General features: G+C 64.4%; 12 protein-coding genes. 3 read left to right on the top strand and 9 right to left on the bottom strand.

Going from position 1 to position 18,222, the window contains the following annotated elements; translation table 11 throughout:
- Nucleotides 1–51: 51 nt before the first annotated feature.
- The 8 genes from NDY25_RS19065 to NDY25_RS19030 all read right to left on the bottom strand — a co-directional run bounded on the left by NDY25_RS19065 (nucleotide 52) and on the right by NDY25_RS19030 (nucleotide 10,859).
- On the bottom strand, nucleotides 52–1,170 hold the full coding sequence (locus NDY25_RS19065; RefSeq protein ID WP_168957338.1) for an ABC transporter ATP-binding protein: 1,119 nt from the start codon (nucleotides 1,168–1,170) through the stop codon (nucleotides 52–54).
- A gap of 109 nt (nucleotides 1,171–1,279) precedes the next feature.
- Nucleotides 1,280–2,770 (bottom strand): efflux transporter outer membrane subunit, encoded by a 1,491-nt coding sequence (locus NDY25_RS19060; protein WP_168957337.1) that lies wholly within the window; start codon nucleotides 2,768–2,770, stop codon nucleotides 1,280–1,282.
- Between the two features lie 4 nt (nucleotides 2,771–2,774).
- Entirely contained in the window at nucleotides 2,775–4,361 is a 1,587-nt protein-coding gene (locus NDY25_RS19055; RefSeq protein ID WP_104551716.1) for an MDR family MFS transporter, read from the bottom strand.
- A complete protein-coding gene (locus NDY25_RS19050) occupies nucleotides 4,358–5,560 on the bottom strand; it encodes an HlyD family secretion protein (protein WP_251754901.1) in 1,203 nt (400 codons plus the stop codon). Before NDY25_RS19050 ends, NDY25_RS19055 begins: the two co-directional genes overlap by 4 nt.
- A gap of 197 nt (nucleotides 5,561–5,757) precedes the next feature.
- Nucleotides 5,758–6,873: a polyamine ABC transporter substrate-binding protein gene (locus tag NDY25_RS19045; RefSeq protein ID WP_168957335.1), complete on the bottom strand. Its 1,116-nt coding sequence runs from the start codon at nucleotides 6,871–6,873 to the stop codon at nucleotides 5,758–5,760.
- A gap of 239 nt (nucleotides 6,874–7,112) precedes the next feature.
- Entirely contained in the window at nucleotides 7,113–8,480 is a 1,368-nt protein-coding gene (locus NDY25_RS19040; protein ID WP_256627629.1) for an aspartate aminotransferase family protein, read from the bottom strand.
- Nucleotides 8,481–8,711: 231 nt separating this feature from the next.
- Entirely contained in the window at nucleotides 8,712–10,097 is a 1,386-nt protein-coding gene (locus NDY25_RS19035) for a glutamine synthetase family protein (protein ID WP_168957333.1), read from the bottom strand.
- A gap of 6 nt (nucleotides 10,098–10,103) precedes the next feature.
- On the bottom strand, nucleotides 10,104–10,859 hold the full coding sequence (locus NDY25_RS19030) for a gamma-glutamyl-gamma-aminobutyrate hydrolase family protein (protein ID WP_168957332.1): 756 nt from the start codon (nucleotides 10,857–10,859) through the stop codon (nucleotides 10,104–10,106).
- A gap of 162 nt (nucleotides 10,860–11,021) precedes the next feature.
- Between NDY25_RS19030 and NDY25_RS19025 the strand changes: the two genes are divergently transcribed.
- The 3 genes from NDY25_RS19025 to NDY25_RS19015 all read left to right on the top strand — a co-directional run bounded on the left by NDY25_RS19025 (nucleotide 11,022) and on the right by NDY25_RS19015 (nucleotide 15,561).
- Entirely contained in the window at nucleotides 11,022–12,401 is a 1,380-nt protein-coding gene (locus NDY25_RS19025; protein WP_168957331.1) for a glutamine synthetase family protein, read from the top strand.
- Nucleotides 12,401–13,717: an NAD(P)/FAD-dependent oxidoreductase gene (locus NDY25_RS19020; protein ID WP_251754899.1), complete on the top strand. Its 1,317-nt coding sequence runs from the start codon at nucleotides 12,401–12,403 to the stop codon at nucleotides 13,715–13,717. The genes NDY25_RS19025 and NDY25_RS19020 overlap by 1 nt, the downstream gene beginning before the upstream one ends.
- Before the next feature lie 545 nt (nucleotides 13,718–14,262).
- Nucleotides 14,263–15,561: a diguanylate cyclase gene (locus NDY25_RS19015; protein WP_023903885.1), complete on the top strand. Its 1,299-nt coding sequence runs from the start codon at nucleotides 14,263–14,265 to the stop codon at nucleotides 15,559–15,561.
- A gap of 86 nt (nucleotides 15,562–15,647) precedes the next feature.
- Here the strand turns inward: NDY25_RS19015 and NDY25_RS19010 are convergent, their stop codons facing one another.
- On the bottom strand, nucleotides 15,648–16,955 hold the full coding sequence (locus NDY25_RS19010; RefSeq protein WP_168957329.1) for an MFS transporter: 1,308 nt from the start codon (nucleotides 16,953–16,955) through the stop codon (nucleotides 15,648–15,650).
- Nucleotides 16,956–18,222 lie beyond the last annotated feature (1,267 nt).

The raw sequence follows: 18,222 nt of genomic DNA, 5'->3' as shown, positions 1-18,222 counted from the left end.
AGCACCGGCCGCGCGCGCCTGGCGGCTGCGCAGTAGTTTTGCTAGCCGCTCTCATGCGCTCAGCACCACGCCATCGTCCTCGCCCCACCCCACCCACACCGCGTCGCCCCAGGTCAGCGCTTCGCTGGCCCAACGCTGGCGGTTGGCGAAATGGGCCATCAACTTGAAGCCGCTCGGCAAGCGCACGTGATACACCGAATGGCTGCCGAAATAGGCAATGTCTTCGATCACGCCCTGCGCCTTGTTGCAGGCCTGCGCGGGTTCGTCCTTGCCGATGGCGAGTTTTTCCGGACGCAGCGCAAACGCGACCGACTGCCCTGCGAACCCGGTGATGCCATGCCCGATGCGGATGCAGGCGTCGAACGCGGAGGTTTTCAAACCGACGTAATCCGGCTCGTCTTCGACGATGACCGCGTCGATCAGATTGACCGAGCCGATGAATTCGGCAGCGAAACGGTTGGCCGGTTGTTCGTAGATCTCGTCGGGGGTGCCGACCTGCTGGATCCAGCCCTTGTCCATCAGCGCGATGCGGGTGGCCATGGTCATGGCCTCTTCCTGATCGTGGGTGACCATGACGCAGGTGACGCCGGAGGTTTCGATGATATTGACCAGCTCCAGCTGCATCTGCGAGCGCAGCTTCTTGTCCAGCGCGCCCATCGGTTCGTCCAGCAACAGCAGCTTGGGCCGCTTGGCCAGCGAGCGCGCCAACGCCACGCGTTGCTGCTGCCCGCCGGATAATTGATGCGGCTTGCGCTTGGCCAAGCTGCCGAGCTGCACCAGCTCCAGCATCTCGCCGACACGCGCGGCGATGGCGGATTTGGACAAGGCTTCCTGCTTCAATCCGAATGCGATGTTCTGCTCCACGCTCATGTGCGGAAACAGCGCATACGACTGGAACATCATGTTGATCGGGCGCTCGTACGGCGGCAACGCGTCGATGGGCTGGCCATCGAGCACGATGCGCCCCTTGGTCGGCCGTTCGAAACCGGCCAGGCAGCGCAGCAAGGTGGACTTGCCGCTGCCCGAGCCGCCCAGCAGCGCGAAGATCTCGCCCTTGCGGATCTGCAGACTGACATCGTCGACCGCGACGAAGCCGTCGAACTCCTTGCGGACCTCGCTGATGCTCAGATACGCGGTGTCGCCGGTGGAGAGCTGCTGGGTCAGTGCCATGAAACCTCTCGATTGCGAAGGCGCGAGTGCCGCCACAGCGACCACTCACCGCATCATGGCAAAACCCGCACGCGGCTGCAGCGCTTGCGCCCGCCGCATCAGAAATCGATCAGCGCGCCTCCTGCGCCGGCTCGCTCCAACCCAACCCCAGGCTTTTCTGTAAGGCGACGTAGTTCACCAGCAACTGCACCTGCGCCTGCGCGGCGGCGTCCTGCGCGGATAGTTGCTGGCGTTGCACGTCGAGCAGGTCGATCGACGAAGTGGCGCCGGCATCGCGCCGCTGCTGCATCAGCCCGGCCGAGCGCGTGGCCGAGGCTTCGGCCTGCCGCGCCACCACCAGTTGCTTGCGCGCCGAGCCGAAGCGCGCCAACGCGGAATTGGCATCCTGCAACGCACCCAGCACGGCACCCTCGTACGCGGCCTCGCGGCCGGCATTGCCGGCACGCGCCTGCGCCACCTGGGCCTTGGTGCGGCCGAAATCGAAGATCGACCAGCGCAACATCGGCACCGCCAACGTGGTCAACGCATCGGAATTGAAATCTCCCGGCGAACCGGCCACCCAGCTCAGCCCGCCCAGCAAGGTCACCTGCGGGAAATAGCCGTTCAATGCCTCGCCGATCTGCGCGCTGGAGGCGGCCAGCTCGCGTTCGGCCTTGCGCACGTCGGGGCGGCGACGGATCAACGCACCGGCATCGTCCACACGCACCTGGGTGGGCAACATCGGCAACGGCTGCGCTGTGCTCAATTGCGTATCCAGTGCACCGGGCTCGCGCCCGACCATCAACGCCAGCTGGTCCAATGCCTCCTGCGATTGCATGTCCAGCGGCAGGCGTTGCGCCTGTTGCTGCTGCACTTGCGTGGCGATCTGCTCGACCTGCAGATCCGAAGCAGCGCCTTGTTCGCGGCGCTGCTGGGTCAGCCGCAGCGTCTGCCCGATCTTGTCGAGGTTGGCGTCGGCAATGGCCAGACGCGCCTGCAGCCCGCGGTAGTTGAGATAGACCTGCCCGACTTCGGCAGCCAGCTGCACCTGCGCATCGGCCAGCTCGGCTTCGGAGGCTTGCGCCTGTGCCAGCGCACCTTCGGCGGCGCGACGGCGGCGGCCGAACAGATCCAGCTCCCAGCTGGCATCGAAGCCGACGCTGTAGATCTGGGTCTTGTCCAGGCTCGCCTCTTCGCTGCCTGCGGCCGGCGGCTGGCTGTTCTGGCCATTCTGCAAGTTGCCGAGCGTATCGACGATGGTCTGCGGCGGCTCGGCATACGCGTACAACGCGCTGGCATTGAGCTTGGGCAGACGCTCGGCGCGACGCTGGCGTGCCAGTGCGCGGTTAGCCAACAGCCGCGCCTGCGCAGCACGCAGATTGGGGCTGTCGGCCAACGCCTGGGTGACCAGTTGGGTGAGCATCGGATCGTGCAGCTCCTCCCACCAGTGATTCAACGGCGCAGCGGCGACCACCTCGGCGCCACTGGCGCGATGCAATGCCGGCGCCTGCATGGCCGCATCGGCCACGACCGGCGCCTTGGTGTAGTTGGGGCCGAGCATGCAGCCGCCGAGCAGCACCGCGCTCAGCGCGGCTGCCAGCGGCATGCGGATCAGGCGCATGGAATCAGTGCATTGCAAGGTGCGCCCCCTTGGGTAACGGCTTGAGCAAAAAGGCCAGCGGAATCGTGCAGACCACGATCACGCCGAAGATCCAGAACAGATCGCTATAGGTCATCACCAGCGCCTGCTGCTGCACCAGGCGCGCCAGCTGCGCGATCGAGCGGATCGCGGCCTCCGCACCGGCGCTGCCCTGCATCTGCGCGCCCAGACCTGACAGGAACTCCTGCGCGCGCGAGGCGTTGGCGGTGATCGCGCTGCCGATGGTTTCGGTATGGAAGGTCATGCGGCGCTCCTGAAACGTGGAGATCAGCGCCAGGCCCACCGAGCCGCCCAGGTTGCGGCCGGCGTTGAATAAGCCCGATGCATCGCCGGCCAGCTCGGGCGGCACCGACGAAATCGCGGCCTGATTCAACGACATCATCGCCAGCGCCAACCCGCAGCCCTGCAGCAACTGGCCGGCGACAAAATGCATGCCCACGGTGTCGGCAGTCAGCGACAGATTGACGAAACAGGCCGCGGCAAAACAGATCAGCCCGGCGATCACCAGAATGCGCACATCCACCACTTCCAGCAGCTTGGGCATCATCGGCATCAGCAGCACGGTCGGCAGACCGGACAGCAGCAGCACGTAACCGGCCTGCTCGGTGTTGTAGCCGGAGATCACCGCCAGAAACTGCGGAATCATGTACATGACACCGAACAGGATCATGCCCACCGCCATGATCATGACGAACACCGCGCCGAAGCTGCGATGCAGCAACAACGACAAGTGGATCACTGGCGGCCGGCGGCGGAACTGGGTGATCACCAAGGCGATGAATCCGCTCAGGGAGATCAGGCTCAGCATGTTGATCTCGCTGGATTCGAACCAGCGCTCGCGCTGGCCTTCTTCCAGCACCACGGTGAGCCCGCCCAGGCCGGCGGTGAGGCCGTAGATGCCCAACCAGTCGGCATCGAGCAGGCCCGCCCAATCGCCTTTTTCATGCTTCAACCCGAGCAGCAACAAGGCCACCAGGCCCACGCAGATCGGCACGTTGATGAAGAACGCGTAGTGCCAGCTGACGTTTTCGGTGAGCCAGCCGCCCAGCAGCGGGCCGATCACCGGGCCCATGATCACGGTCATGCCGAACAAGGCGGTGCCCATGGTCTGCTGGCTCGGCGGCAGACGCGTGGCGACGATGGTCAGCGCGGTGGGAATCAACGCACCGCCGGCCAGGCCCTGCCCGACGCGGCCGATGATCATCATCGTCAACGAGGTCGACAAACCGCACACCACCGAGAACGCAGTGAACATCACCGCGCAGATCAGCAGGAAGTTGCGCAGGCCCAGCGTGCGGACGAACCAGCCTGTGAGCGGGATCATGATGATCTCGGCCACCAGATACGCGGTGGAAATCCAGGTGCCTTCGGTGCCGCTGGCGCCGACTTCGCCCTGGATGGTGGGCAGCGCCGCGTTGACGATGGAGATATCCAGCGTCGCCATGAACGAGCCGATGGTGCCGGCCAGTACCGCCAGCCACGCGCCCGGTTCGGCCTTCTCGCGTTGGGCGCTGCCGCCGGCACGCGGGCCGGTGGCTGCGGCTGCACTCATCGCGCGCGCTCCTGCGCCTGCACGCGATCGGATTCCTCCTCGGCCCGTTGCTTGGCATCCTTGGCCGAGCGCGTATCCACGGTGACTTCGACCGACATGCCCGGCACCAGCACCTTGCGCGCCTCGTCACCGGCCAGCACGCGGATCCGCACCGGAATGCGCTGCACCACCTTGGTGAAGTTGCCGGTGGCGTTCTCCGGCGGCAGCAATGCGAATTGCGAACCGGTGCCCGGCGAGAGGCTTTCGATCTTGCCGTGCAGCTTCACGCCCGACAGCGCATCGACCTCGATCTCGGCCGGCTGGCCCGGACGCATCAGGCCGACCTGGGTTTCCTTGAAGTTGGCGACCAAATACAGCGATTGCTGCGGCACGATCGTCATGGTGCGAGTACCGGCGCCGAGGAACTGGCCCACCTGCACGGTCTTGTCGCCGACCCGGCCACGGATGCGGCTGGTGAGGAGGGTGTCTTCCACCGCCACGCGGGCCTGGTCGGCATCGGCGGTGGCCTGCTTCACGCCGGCCTGCGCCTGTTCCAGCTGTGCGTTGCTGGCCAGGATCTGGCTCTGCGCGCCCTTGGCCTGTGCCTGCGCCGCGTCGTACTGGGCACGTGCGCGGGCCAGTTCGTGCTGCAGGCTTTCCTGATGTTCGTGGGTGTCTGCACCGGAGGCGGCCAACGGGGCGAAGCGCTTCACTTCGGCCTGGGCGAATTTCAGGCTTGCCGCCGCCGAGGTCACCTGGCTACGCGCCTGCACCAGCGACGACTCCTGCCCGGACACATTGGCGGTTGCCGCAGCGATATCGGCCTGGCGCGCGGCGATTGCGGCTTCGGCCTGTTGCAAGGTCGCCTGGTAGGTGCGGTCGTCGATCTGCAGCAGCGGCTGGCCGGCCTCCACGATCTGGTTGTCGCCCACCATCACCTTGGTCACATAGCCGCTGACGCGCGGCGCAACCGCCACCGAATCGGCCTGCAGATAGGCGTTATTGGTGCTATGCATGTAGCGGCCCTTGATCAGGTAGTAGGCCAGCCACAGCGCCAGCAGCACCACCACCAGCAGGCCGACCACGATCAGCGTCCACTTCACCTTGGGGTTCTTCAACGGCGAGGGCTTGGGCGGCTCCTGCTCATTGTGTGCAGCATTGCCTTGGGCATCCTGGGCCGAAGCCTGGCCGTCGTTGGACTGGTGATCGTGGTTGCTCAAAGTCAGGCGTCCTGTGTCGTGGGCGAGGCGCGCGCAACGACGTGCCGCATCAGCGGTCCGGCGAAGGCGGCGCAACCATACAATTATTTGAACCGCCCGGTACAGATTGCGTGACGAGCCTGGTCAGCTGCCGCTTGGACTGATTGGTTCTTTATGAAGACCTGGCTACGCGGCCGCGCCTTCAAACCACCGACGCCTCAACGACCGGTCTTGATCTCGGTCCACAGCCGCGTGTACAGACGGTCCACTTCCGGCGGATTGATCGCGTAGGTAAACATCTTGGCGGTGACCTCCGGCGGCGGGTAGATGGTGGAGTCGTTGCGGATCGCCGCATCCACCAGCGGCGTGGCGGTGCGCACCGGATTGGCGTAGTGGATGAAGTTGCTGTTGGCTGCGGCCACCTCCGGCTTCAACAGATAATTGATGAAGGCGTAAGCGTTGTCGGGGTGCTTGGCGTCCTTGGGAATGGCCAGCATGTCGAACCACTGCGGCGCGCCTTCCTTCGGGATCGAATAGGCCACCTTGACGGTATTGCCGGCCTCCACTGCGCGGTCACGCGCCTGGATGATGTCGCCCGACCAGCCCACTGCAAGACAGGTATTGCCGTTGGCCAGCGAAGTCACGTACTGGCTGGAGTGGAAGTTCTGCACGTACGGGCGAATCGTCTTGATCAGCGCGGCGGCTTTTTCGATCTCCGCCGGCACCGTGCTGTGCGGATCCAGACCCAGATAATTGAGCGCGATCGGAATCATGTCCGAGGGCGTGTCGAGAATGGTGATGCCGCAGTCCTTCAACTTCGACAGATTTTCCGGCTTGAATACCAGATCCCAGCTGTTGGCGACCTCGGTGCTGCCGAAGACGGCCTTGAGCTTGTCCACGTTGTAGCCGATGCCGGTGGTGCCGATCATGTACGGCACGCCAAAGGCATTGCCCGGATCCTGCGCGGCGATGCGGCGCATGATGTCCGGATCCAGATTGACCAGGTTGGGGATCTTGCTCTTGTCCAGCGGCAGGAACACCCCGGCCTGGATCTGCCGGCCGAAGAAGCTCAGCGTGGGCACCACCACGTCGTAATCGCTGCCGCCGGCGAGTAGTTTGGCTTCCACCATTTCGTCGCTGTCGAACACGTCGTAGGTGACCTTGATGCCGCTGCTCTTTTCGAACGCGGGAATGGTGTCTTCGGCGATGTAGTCCGAGTAGTTGTAGACGTTGAGCACCTTGGCCCGTGCGTCGGCGTTACCTGGCGCAGTACCGCCACCGCAGGCGGCCAACAAGGTAGTGGACAGCGTCAGGGCGAGCAGTCGCAACGTCATGTGGATCTCCAAAGCAGTGCGGTCATGGCGGGGCCGGCGGTGTGGCCGGTGAGCGTTCCAGCCTACGCATCGGGTTTCTGTTTGCCCAGCTTATTTCCCTGGCCTGCAGCGGCTATCGAAAACGACCGTGCGTTGCACCTGGCGGGCGCGGCCATTGGACGGGGTGGCATGCAGCATTCGACCATAGCGGCTTCTGCACGTTGTCCGCACCCGGCTGACGCGCGCGCGATGCGGGCTACTCATCTGCCCAGCGCCTGCGCGGTGTCTTCCAGCGCCGCCCACGCCTTGTCGAACAGCTCATCGACCTGCTCGCAGGTGATGATCAACGGTGGCGACAGCAGCATGGCGTCATAGGTGGCGCGCAGGATCAGCCCGCGCTTTGGTGCGAAGTCGCGGCACAGCGCCCCCACCCGCCCGCGCTCGGGGAAATACGTGCCGCGCTGGCGCTTGTCCGGCACCAGTTCCAGTGCGCCGACCAGCCCGGCGATGCGTGCCTCGCCCACCAGGCGATGCTCGCCAAGCTCGGCCCAGCGCTGTGCCAGATACGGTGCAATCTGCGTGCGCGCGGTCTCCACGATGCCTTCGTCCTGCAGCAGGCGCAGATTCTCCAACGCCACCGCCGCACACACCGGATGCCCGGAATAGGTGCCGCCATGCGCCAGCTCGCCGCCGTGCGTCTTGAGCACACCGGCCACGCGATCGTTGAACATCGCTGCCGCCAACGGGATATAGCCGGAGGTGATGCCCTTGGCGAGCGTCATCACATCGGGCTGGAAGCCGAAGTAATCCGCACCGAACCAGGCACCGGTACGCCCGAAGCCGCAGATCACTTCGTCGGCGACCAGCAGCACATCGTAGCGCCGGCAGATGCGCTCGATTTCCGGCCAGTAACTGCGCGGCGGGATGTAGACCCCGATCGCACCCATGATCGGCTCGCCGATGAAGGCTGCCACGTTCTCGGGGCCGAGCTGCAGAATCTTTTCTTCCAAGCGGCGCGCTGCCAGCAGCCCGTATTCTTCGGGATCCATCTCACCGCCATCGCCGAAGTGATACGGCGGGGCGATGTGGTGGATATCGGGAATCGGCAAGCCGCCCTGCTTGTGCATGCCTTTCATGCCACCCAGGCTGGCGCCAGCCATGGTGGTGCCGTGATAGCCGTCGTGGCGGCCGATGAAGATGCGTTTTTCCGGCTGCCCCTGCACCGCCCAGAAGTGCCGCACCAGCCGCAGGATGGTGTCGTTGGCCTCCGAGCCGGAGTTGGCGAAGAACGCATGATTCAAATCGCCCGGCGTGAGCTCGGCCAGCTTGGCGGCCAGATGGATGGTGGGCTCGGTGGTGCACTGAAAGAAGCTGTTGTAGTACGCCAACTGCTCCATCTGCCGCGCCGCCGCCTGCGCGAGCTCCTTGCGCCCGTAGCCCACATTCACGCACCACAAACCGCCGAACGCATCCAGCAACTTGTTGCCGTCCGCATCCCACACATACACGCCCTGCCCGCGCGTCAGGATGCGCGTGCCCTTGTCGGCCAATGCTGCGTTGTCGTTGAACGGGTGCAGGTGATGGGCGGCATCGAGTTGCTGCAAGGTCTTCAGTGCTTGCGAATCCATGGGCACTCCGGCTGCGGGGTACGTGCAGTCTACGGTCGATCGGCCGGGCACAAGATGCTTTCAGTGGCGCGCACCGAACAGGGCGTGAAAACGCGCGGACGGGGCGGTGCGCAATGTCGAACGCGCGAGGCATCAGGCATCCTTATACGCCGTACCCTCATCCGCCCTTCGGGCACCTTCTCCCGATGGGAGAAGGGAATCGTGCGCGCCACACCAAGCGACTCGAACGCCTCAGACATTCAACAGCAAGAACTCCCGCTCCCACGAACTGATGACACGAAAGAACGTCTCGTATTCCTTCCGCTTCACCGAGATATAGGCGCGCACAAACCGCCGACCCAACATCTCCTGCAATGCCTCGCAGCCCTCCAATCCGTCTAGAGCTTCACCCAGCGAGCGCGGCAGATCGTAGCCCTGCTCCTTGCCGTTGCTGCTTATCGGCGCAGTCGGCTCCAGCTTCTCGCGGATGCCCAATAACCCGCACGCCAAGGTCGCCGCCATCGCCAGATACGGATTGGCATCGGAGCCGGCAAAGCGGCTTTCCACACGCATGTTCTGCGGAGTGTCGATCGGTACGCGCAACCCGCAGGTGCGATTGTCGAACCCCCACAGCACATTGCTCGGCGACACCTCGCCGAACATCAGCCGCCGGTAGGAATTGACGTTGGGCGCCAGCAATCCCATCGCCATCGGAATGTATTTCTGCAAGCCGCCCAGATAATGCGCGAAGGTGTCGCTGAAACCACCTTCGCGCTTGCCACTGAACACATTCTTGCCAGTGCCGGTATGCAACAGGCTCTGATGAATATGCATCGCACTGCCCGGCTCGGTTTCCATGGGTTTGGCCAGAAACGTGGCGTACACGCCATGCCGCAACGCGGCCTCGCGCATGGTGCGCTTGAACATGAAGACCTGATCGGCACGCGAGAGCGCATCGGCATGGGTGAAGTTGACCTCCAGCTGCGCCGCGCCGGATTCGTGGATCAAGGTATCCACGTCCAGTTCCATCGCATCGCAGTAGTCGTACATCAGATCCAGGATCGGGTCGAACTCGTTGACCGCATCGATCGAATACGACTGCCGCGCGGTTTCCGGGCGGCCCGAGCGCCCCGCCGGTGGCAGCAACGGAAAATCCGGGTCGGTGTTCTTCTGCACCAGAAAGAATTCCAGCTCCGGCGCCACCATTGGTTGCAGCTTCACCTCGGCATACGCGTCCAGCACGCGGCGCAACACGTTGCGCGGCGCAAGCTCATGCGGCTGCCCATCTTTGGTGTAGCAATCGTGGATGACCTGCGCGGTGGGGTCGGCGGCCCACGGCACCATGCGCACGGTGGAGGCGTCCGGGCGCAGGTGCATGTCCGAATCCGATGGCGAGGTCAGTTCGTAATAATCGTCCGGGAAGTCGCCGGTGACGGTGGTGGCGAAGATGCCTTCCGGCAGGCGGGTGCCGTAGTCGTGCGAGAACTTGTCGGCGGGGATGATCTTGCCGCGTGCGTTGCCGGTGATGTCCGGCACCAGGCACTCCACCTCGGTGATGTTGCGCTCCTTGAGCCAGCGGCGCAGCGCGCTCTCCGGCTGCTTGGGCGTGGATTTGCGCGAACGTGTGCGGATGGACATGCAACCTCACTGACCGCGTTGAGCGGCGTATTGACGACAGGCCTCGCCGAAGGCCTGGAAGATGGCACGGTAGAACGGATGCTGTGTGACACGCCACTCCGGATGCCATTGCACCGCCAGCAAAAAGCCCGGCCCGGCGCCGCGAAAGGCTTCGATCAGGCCATCCGGTGCAGTGGCTTCGACCACCAGCCCATCGGCGAGCTTCGCAATACCCTGCCCGTGCAACGAATTCACCCACACCTGCGCGGTCTCGCTCATGCCGGCCAACCAGCCGCCGGGTTGCAGCTGCACCAGATGGGCCGGGCCGTATTGCGTGTCCAGCGGTGCGCTGCGGTCTTCGCGATGATCGGCCAGGCCGGGCACCTCCTGCACGCGTTGATGCAAGCGCCCGCCCAGCGCCACGTTGACCTCCTGCAGGCCGCGGCAGATCGCCAGCACCGGCAGGCCACGTGTAATCGCCTGCGGGATCAGGCCAAGGCTGGTGGCATCGCGTGCGGGATCGTGCAGGTTGCCTTCCCAACTGGGCTCGTCGCTGTAGTGATGCGGCTCGACATTGCTCACCGCACCAGTGAGCAACAGGCCATCCAACCGATCCAGCCACACGCCTGCCTCCAGCGTGGGCTGCAGGCTCGGCAGCAGCACCGGCATCGCGCCCGCCGCCTCCACCACCGCGCGAATGTATTTTTCGCCAGCGGCCAGAAACGGATGCGGCCCTTGCTGGATGCGATCGGTCGGCAACCCGACCAGTGGAACGACAGCCATGCAGACATCCCGGTGTAGAGCGTTGAACGTCAGGTGCAATGCACTTGCGATGCAGCCGAACTTACCGCGCCGCCGCACGCATTGCCAAGCGCAACGCGACTGCGGTTGCGACTGCTCACGCAGGCTTTGCTAGGCTGGGCGGCGACTTCGCAGGTGGTGCCCATGGCTTCCGAAAACTTCGTCGCGTCCTTGCCTGCTGCCGATGCCGCCACGCTGGCGCGCATCGATGGCTGCGAATCGGTCGACCTGCTGCTGCCCGACACCAACGGCGTGCTGCGTGGCAAACGTGTGACAGGCGAGGCGCTTGGCAAGATCTATCGCGATGGCGTGTGCCTGCCGATGTCGCTGATCGCCACCGACATCACCGGCAATACCGTGGAAGAAACCGGGCTGGGCTACGCCATCGGCGATGCCGACCGCATCTGTCGGCCGATCGAAGGCTCGCTGCGCCCGGTGCCGTGGGCACCGCAGCCGATGGCGCAGCTGCTGCTGGCGATGCACAACCCCGACGGCAGCGTGTTCGAGGTCGCACCACGCGCGGTACTGCAGCGTGTATTGCGTGGCTTTGCCGCGCTGGGCCTGACCCCGGTGATCGCGGTGGAACTGGAGTTCTATCTGTTCGACGCGGTGGCCGATGCGCAGGGGCGTCCGCAGACCCCGCGCGACCCGGTCACCGGCGTGCGCAGCGACAGCACCCAGGTGTATTCGCTGCAGGACCTGGACGACCAGCGCGACTTCACCGATGCAGTCACCGCCGCCTGCCGGCAACAAGGCATCCCCGCCGACACCGCAGTGGCCGAATACGCACCCGGGCAGTTCGAAATCAACCTGCAGCATCGCACCGACGCCGTGGCCGCCTGCGACGAGGCACTGCTGCTCAAACGCACCATCAAGGCGATTGCACAGCAGCAGGGCAAGCTCGCCAGCTTCATGGCCAAGCCGTTCCCGGGCCAGGCCGGCAGCGGCTTGCATCTGCACGTGAGCCTGCTCGATGCCGATGGCCACAACGTGTTTGCCAGCAGCGCCGATGCGCCAGCCGACAGCCTGCGCCACGCCATCGCCGGGCTGCAGCGGCATGCGGATGCCTCGCTGCTGGTGTTCGCACCGCACGCCAACAGTTATCGGCGTTTTGTCAGCAATGCCTTCGTGCCATTGGATGCGAGCTGGGGCTTCAACAATCGCACCGTGGCGCTGCGTATCCCGCATAGCGATGCCCGCAATACCCGCATCGAACACCGCATCGCCGGCGCGGACGCCAATCCGTATCTGGTCGCCGCTACTGTGCTCGCCGCCATGCTGGATGGCCTGCAGCACCCCGCCGAGCCGACTGCGCCAATCACCGGCAATGCCTATGCACAGTCGGTGTTCGAGCCGCGTACCTGGCAAGGCGCAGTCGATGCATTTGGCGCCAGCCCTTTCATCGGCGAGCAGTTCGGCAGCCAGTTCCAGCATGTGTTCGGCCAGCAGAAACAACGCGAATTGCTCGACTACCAGGCGCTGGTGCCGGATCTGGATTACGCCCGATATCTGCGGACCGTGTGATGGCCGGCGCGGCCACATCACTGCCAGACACCGACACGCCGGGCAACGGCTATCCCGACAGTTGGTACGCGCGCAGCACGCCCGCCTTGCCGGAGCGGCCGCGCCTGCAAGGCGTTGAACGCGCCGATGTCTGCATTCTCGGCGCCGGCTACACCGGCCTCACGGCGGCCCTGGCCCTGGCAGAAGCCGGCTACAAGGTCATCGTGCTGGAAGCCAGGCGCATCGGCTGGGGCGCCTCCGGGCGCAACGGCGGCCAGGCCATCGTGGGCTACGGCTGCGAGCAGGAAACGCTGGAAGCACTGGTCGGCAATGCCGATGCGCGGCTGTTGTTCGACTTCTCACGCGACGGCATGCGCCTGCTGCGCGCGCGCATCGAGCGTCATGCCATCGCCTGCGACTGGCGCGACGGCCACGCCCACGTGCCGTTGAAACCGCGCCAGGTGCAGGCCTTGCAGCACGGCATCGTGCGCATGGCCGAGCGCTACGACTACCCGCTGGAATGGTGGGACCGCGCCCGCACCCGGCAGGTACTGGATAGCCCGCTGTATCTGGGCGCGATGTTCGACCCGGCGAGCGGTCATCTGCACCCACTGGCCTACGCGCTCGGCCTGGCACGCGCGGCGCTGGCGGCCGGCGTGCGCATCTACGAAGGCTCGGCGGTAACACGGCAGGAACATGGCGACCGCGTGGTGATGCACACCGCCCAAGGCAGTGTCAGCGCCGACTTCGGCGTGATCGCCGGAAATGCCTTGCTGCACGGCATTTCTGCATCGTTGGAGCGCCACATCATGCCGGTGGGCACCTATGTCGGCGCGACGCCGCCGCTGGGCGAGGCTCGCGCACGCGCTTTGATCGCCAACGACATGGCCGTGGCCGATACCAACTGGGCGCTGGACTATTACCGGCTCAGCGCCGACCACCGGCTACTGTTCGGCGGGCGCGCCAGTTATTCCTCGCGCCCGCCGCCCGGCTTGAACCGCTTGATGACACAGCGCATGCACACCGTGTTCCCGCAGTTGCGCGATGTGCCACTGGAAACGCTGTGGGGCGGCTACGTGGACATCTCGCGCAACCGCGCCCCGCACTGGGGCCGGCTGGCGGCCAATGTGTATTTCGCGCAGGGTTTATCCGGCCATGGCGTGGCAGCCACCGGCCTTGCCGGTCATGTCATCGCCGAGGCCATCACCGGTCAGAGCCAGCGTCTGGACGTGTTCGAGCGCATCCCGCATCTGCCCTTCCCTGGCGGACGGCTCATGCGTACTCCCTTGCTGGTGGCGGCGATGAGCTGGTACCGGCTACGCGATGCGCTGTGGTGATCTGGGCCCAAGAGCGGCTGACCAAACTACTTCACGTTGTTCGATTGCAGAGCTGCAGAGCTGCAGAGCTGCGACTTGGCTGCAGGGCCCTTGCCCGCCCACCATCGCAGGACACGCTGCAAGTACGTCCTTGTAAGCTCTTACGCGGCATCCATGCCGCGTAAGGTCCCGCGACGGTGGGCGGGCAAGGACCAGTCGAGTTGATCGGTGTGCGTAGCTTTCAAGCGGCAGCAAACTGTCTGGTGCGGTGTCCTCACCGATTGCGGGACCGTGTGGCGGCATGGATGCCGCCACCGAGCCTACATGGACGTACTTGCGGCGTGTCCCGCGAGCGGTGAGGACACCGCACCCTCGACCCGCGCAGCGTTTGATCTGGACCTCATCCACCAAGATGCGGCCGACAAAACCACTGCACTCACTGACAGGCGCTCGCTCGCTAGGTGTTGTTAGCCGCTCCTAGTCTTTGCCACTTTGAGACGAAGCGCTCAAGTTTTGGCGAGCAGAGCCGTTAGCTGGTATGACGGTTCGATCCGCACGGCTAACCGATGTCCCCAGGCACCCTACATCGCAATAGTGAAAGCGCAGTCTTGCCGCAACGCGTGTTGCTGGTGGAAAACTCGCGCACGTTCACCAGCATGCTGCGCGAAGCCATCGAGCAACGCGTGGAACTGCCTGTCACGGTTGTCTCGACCCTGGCCGAAGCGGCGCGCGTACTGGACGAAGAAGATGGTTGGTTCCTGGTCCTGACCGGGCTGGTGCTGGTGGATGGCGACCGCGACAAGGTCGTGGAATTTTTCCTCTCGCGCAAACTGCCCACCGTGGTGGTCAGCGGCGTCTACGACGAGGATCTGCGCCAGCGCGTGCTGCAGCAGCAGATCATCGATTACGTGCTCAAAAATGCGCCAGGTGCCATCGAATATCTGGCCTGGCTGGTGCAGCGCCTGGAGCGCAATCGGCGTATCGCCGCGCTGGTGGTGGACGACTCCTTGTCTGCGCGTACCTATGCCGGCGCATTGCTGTCGATGTACGGCTACCGTGTGGTCCTCGCTGCCGATGGTGCCTCTGGCCTGCAGGCGATCGAGCGCGACCCCGGCATTCGACTGACCATCGTTGATCAGGAAATGCCCGGCATGGAAGGCGTGGAATTCACCCGCCGGCTGCGTGCGATCCGTTCGCGCGACAAGGTTGCAGTGATCGGCATTTCCGGCAACAGCGATTCGTCGCTGATCCCGCGTTTTCTCAAGAACGGTGCCAACGATTTTCTGCGCAAACCGTTCTCGCGCGAAGAATTTTTCTGCCGCGTGTCGCAGAACGTGGACCAGCTGGAACTGATCGGCACGCTGCAGGACCTGGCTACTCGGGACTTCCTCACCGGCCTGCCCAACCGGCGCTATTTTCTGGAGCAGAGCCAGCGGGTGATCCCCACCTTGCTGTCGCAGGACCAGACGGTCACCGCGGCCATGGTGGACATCGACCACTTCAAACATATCAACGACACCTGGGGCCACGAAGCCGGCGACCAGGCATTGCGTGCGGTGGCCGCCTCGGTCTCCGGGCATGCGCGGCCGCAGGATCTGGTAGCGCGCTTCGGCGGCGAAGAATTCTGCCTGCTGGTGCCGGGGCTGGATGTCGCCAACGCCAGCGACTATTTCGAAACCTTGCGCGAGCGCATCAGCGCCCTGCGCGTACGCGTGGGCGACGAAACGCTGAGCATGACGGTCAGCATCGGCGTGTGCATCGCCAGCGAAGGCGACCAGTCGCTGCATCATCTGTTGAACGAGGCGGACAAGCACTTGTATCTGGCCAAGGCCGGCGGTCGCAATCAGGTTCGTCTGGCAGTCTGATCGAGGCCGGCTGAGCCGCGCAGCAAGCGCCTGCCGGCACGCAATCAAGCATGATCGATAGCGCTTCATCGCGCGCCAGCGCGCTCCTACACGAACGGATGCGCTTCGCTGGAACGGCGCCGCATCGCACGCGCCGCGATCAACGCCAACAGACTCAACACCGCGGCGCCCCCCAGATACTGCCCGACCGCCTGCACGCCATAACGTGCGGCCAGCTGCGTGGCCACATACGGCGCCGGCGCCGCACCCAGAATGCTGGCCAGATTGAACGACAACGAGGCGCCGGTGTAACGCACCTCGGTGGGATACAACTCGGCCAGCAGCGTGCCGCAAGGGCCGTAGGTCAATCCCATGAAAAAGAAGCCCAACCCCAGGAAGACCAACATCTGCAACGGATGATTGGCCTGAAACAGCGGCGCAAATGCCAGCCCGAACGCGATGATCGCGATGCTGGCCAGCATCATCGCCAGCGGTGCACCATGGCGATCACCGAACTTGGCCGAAAGCGGAATGCCGATCGCGAAAAAGACGATACCGGCCATCTGCAACAGCAGAAACTGCTCCTTGTCGTAGCCCAGGGTCTTGGTGCCATAGCCAAGCGCGAACACCGTCATCAGATAGAACAACACGAAGGTGGCGAACGCACCCAGCGTGCCGATGATCAAGGCCGGCCAGTGCTGGGTGATCACCGTGCCCAATGGCAGGCGTACGCGGGTTTTGTGGTCCAGGGTCTTCTGGAAATCCGGTGTCTCGGTGATGCTCAGGCGCACCCACAGCCCGGTCAGCACCAGCAGCGCACTTGCAAGGAACGGTACCCGCCAGCCCCACTGCATGAACTGCGCATCGTCGAGCACTGCGCCCATGCCCAGGAACGTGCCGGTGGAGAGCAGAAAGCCCAGCGGCGCGCCCAACTGCGGAAACATGCCGTACCACACGCGTTTGCCCGGCGGCGCGTTTTCGGTGGCAAGCAACACCGCCCCGCCCCATTCGCCGCCCAGGCCCAGCCCCTGGCCGAAGCGGCACAACGCCAACAATGCAGGCGCAAACACGCCGATCTGCGCGTAGCTGGGCAGCAAGCCGATCGCCACCGTGGACAAGCCCATCGTCAGCAGCGCCGCCACCAACGTGGCCTTGCGCCCGACCCGATCGCCGAAGTGGCCGAACACGGCCGAGCCCACCGGCCGCGCGACAAATGCGACGGCAAATGTCGCCAGCGACTGCAGCATCGCCGCGCTGCCATCGCCGGCCGGAAAGAACAAGGTTGGGAACACCAGCACTGCGGCAGTGGCGTAAATATAGAAATCGAAGAATTCGATGGTGGTGCCGATCAAACTGGCGAACAGCACGCGCGCAGGCGAATTGATGGGCGAAGCAAGCGGCGCGGCAGCAGTCATCGTTGATCGGCATCCAGACAAGACAAGACGGCCGATTCTGGCAGATTGCAGCAGCAGTTTGCGCGGACCAACCGGGCTGGGAAAAGTTACAGGCGTGACCGTCCGCTTTGTGGCAGCAGGGCTGTGAGATCTCGGTTGAAGCGGTGAAGGAGTGCGGATAGATCACTTGTAGAGCGGATGATCTTCGGCTTGGCTGCAGAGCCCTTGCCCGCCCACCATCGCGGGACACGCTGCAAGTAAGGAGCGTTTGAACAATGCGGATAGATCGCTTGTAGAGCCGATGATCTTTGGCCTGGCTGCAGGGCCCTTGCCCGCCCACCATCGCGGGACACGCCGCAAGTACGTCCATGTAGGCTCTTACGCGGCATCCATGCCGCGTAAGGTCCCGCGACGGTGGGCGGGCAAGGACCAGTTGAGAATGTCGGTGTGCATGGTTTTCAATAAAACAGCCGGCAAACTTTCTGGTGCGGTGTCCTCACCGATTGCGGGACCGTGTGGCGGCATGGATGCCGCCACCGAGCCTACATGGACGTACTTGCGGCGTGTCCCGCGAGCGGTGAGGGCACCGCGCTCTCGACTAACCAGGCTTTTGACGTAAGCATTTGACTACATCGAACGACGAGACGACTCGAAATCTCGGTCGTCTTGAAGTATTGGCCCTTGCGGATAGATCAGCTCTGGAGCCGACGATCTTCGGCTTGGCTGCAGGGCCCTCGCTCGCCTACCATCGCGGGACACGCCGCAAGTACGTCCATGTAGGCTCTTACGCGGCATCCATGCCGCGTAAGGTCCCGCGACGGTAGGCGGGCAAGGACCAGTCGAGAATGTCGGTGTGCATGGTGCAAGCAGTGCATGACGCGCATTATTTAGATGACGCCGGGTCCGATCAGCTTTCTAAAGCAAGCCGAACAACAGACAGGCTTTCATACGACCACCGACCAACATTCTGGTGCGGTGTCCTCACCGATTGCGGGACCGTGTGGCGGCATGGATGCCGCCACCGAGCCTACATGGACGTACTTGCGGCGTGTCCCGCGAGCGGTGAGGGCACCGCGCGCTCGACTAACCAGGCTTTTGACCTAGGCATTTGACTGCACCGATGACGACGCACCGAATCGAAAGATTGGTTGGCTTTGAGTAGTTGAACAATGCGGATAGATCGCTTGTAGAGCCGACGATCTTCGGCTTGGCTGCAGGGCCCTCGCCCGCCCACCGGCGCGGGACACGCCGCAAGTACGTCCATGTAGGCTCTTACGCGGCATCCATG

It is taken from the genome of Xanthomonas hortorum pv. pelargonii (genome assembly GCF_024499015.1).
Taxonomy (GTDB): domain Bacteria; phylum Pseudomonadota; class Gammaproteobacteria; order Xanthomonadales; family Xanthomonadaceae; genus Xanthomonas; species Xanthomonas hortorum_B.
The sequence above is the reverse complement of the archived record's forward strand: the minus strand, read 5'-3'. Positions and strand labels throughout refer to the sequence as shown.

Bases quoted from the DNA above. Each gene is read 5' to 3' on its own strand.
- NDY25_RS19065 (WP_168957338.1), bottom strand. From the start codon at position 1,170: ATGGCACTGACCCAGCAGCTCTCCACCGGCGACACCGCGTATCTGAGC.
- NDY25_RS19060 (WP_168957337.1), bottom strand. From the start codon at position 2,770: ATGCGCCTGATCCGCATGCCGCTGGCAGCCGCGCTGAGCGCGGTGCTG.
- NDY25_RS19055 (WP_104551716.1), bottom strand. From the start codon at position 4,361: ATGAGTGCAGCCGCAGCCACCGGCCCGCGTGCCGGCGGCAGCGCCCAA.
- NDY25_RS19045 (WP_168957335.1), bottom strand. From the start codon at position 6,873: ATGACGTTGCGACTGCTCGCCCTGACGCTGTCCACTACCTTGTTGGCC.
- NDY25_RS19040 (WP_256627629.1), bottom strand. From the start codon at position 8,480: ATGGATTCGCAAGCACTGAAGACCTTGCAGCAACTCGATGCCGCCCAT.
- NDY25_RS19035 (WP_168957333.1), bottom strand. From the start codon at position 10,097: ATGTCCATCCGCACACGTTCGCGCAAATCCACGCCCAAGCAGCCGGAG.
- NDY25_RS19030 (WP_168957332.1), bottom strand. From the start codon at position 10,859: ATGGCTGTCGTTCCACTGGTCGGGTTGCCGACCGATCGCATCCAGCAA.
- NDY25_RS19025 (WP_168957331.1), top strand. From the start codon at position 11,022: ATGGCTTCCGAAAACTTCGTCGCGTCCTTGCCTGCTGCCGATGCCGCC.
- NDY25_RS19020 (WP_251754899.1), top strand. From the start codon at position 12,401: ATGGCCGGCGCGGCCACATCACTGCCAGACACCGACACGCCGGGCAAC.
- NDY25_RS19015 (WP_023903885.1), top strand. From the start codon at position 14,263: ATGTCCCCAGGCACCCTACATCGCAATAGTGAAAGCGCAGTCTTGCCG.
- NDY25_RS19010 (WP_168957329.1), bottom strand. From the start codon at position 16,955: ATGACTGCTGCCGCGCCGCTTGCTTCGCCCATCAATTCGCCTGCGCGC.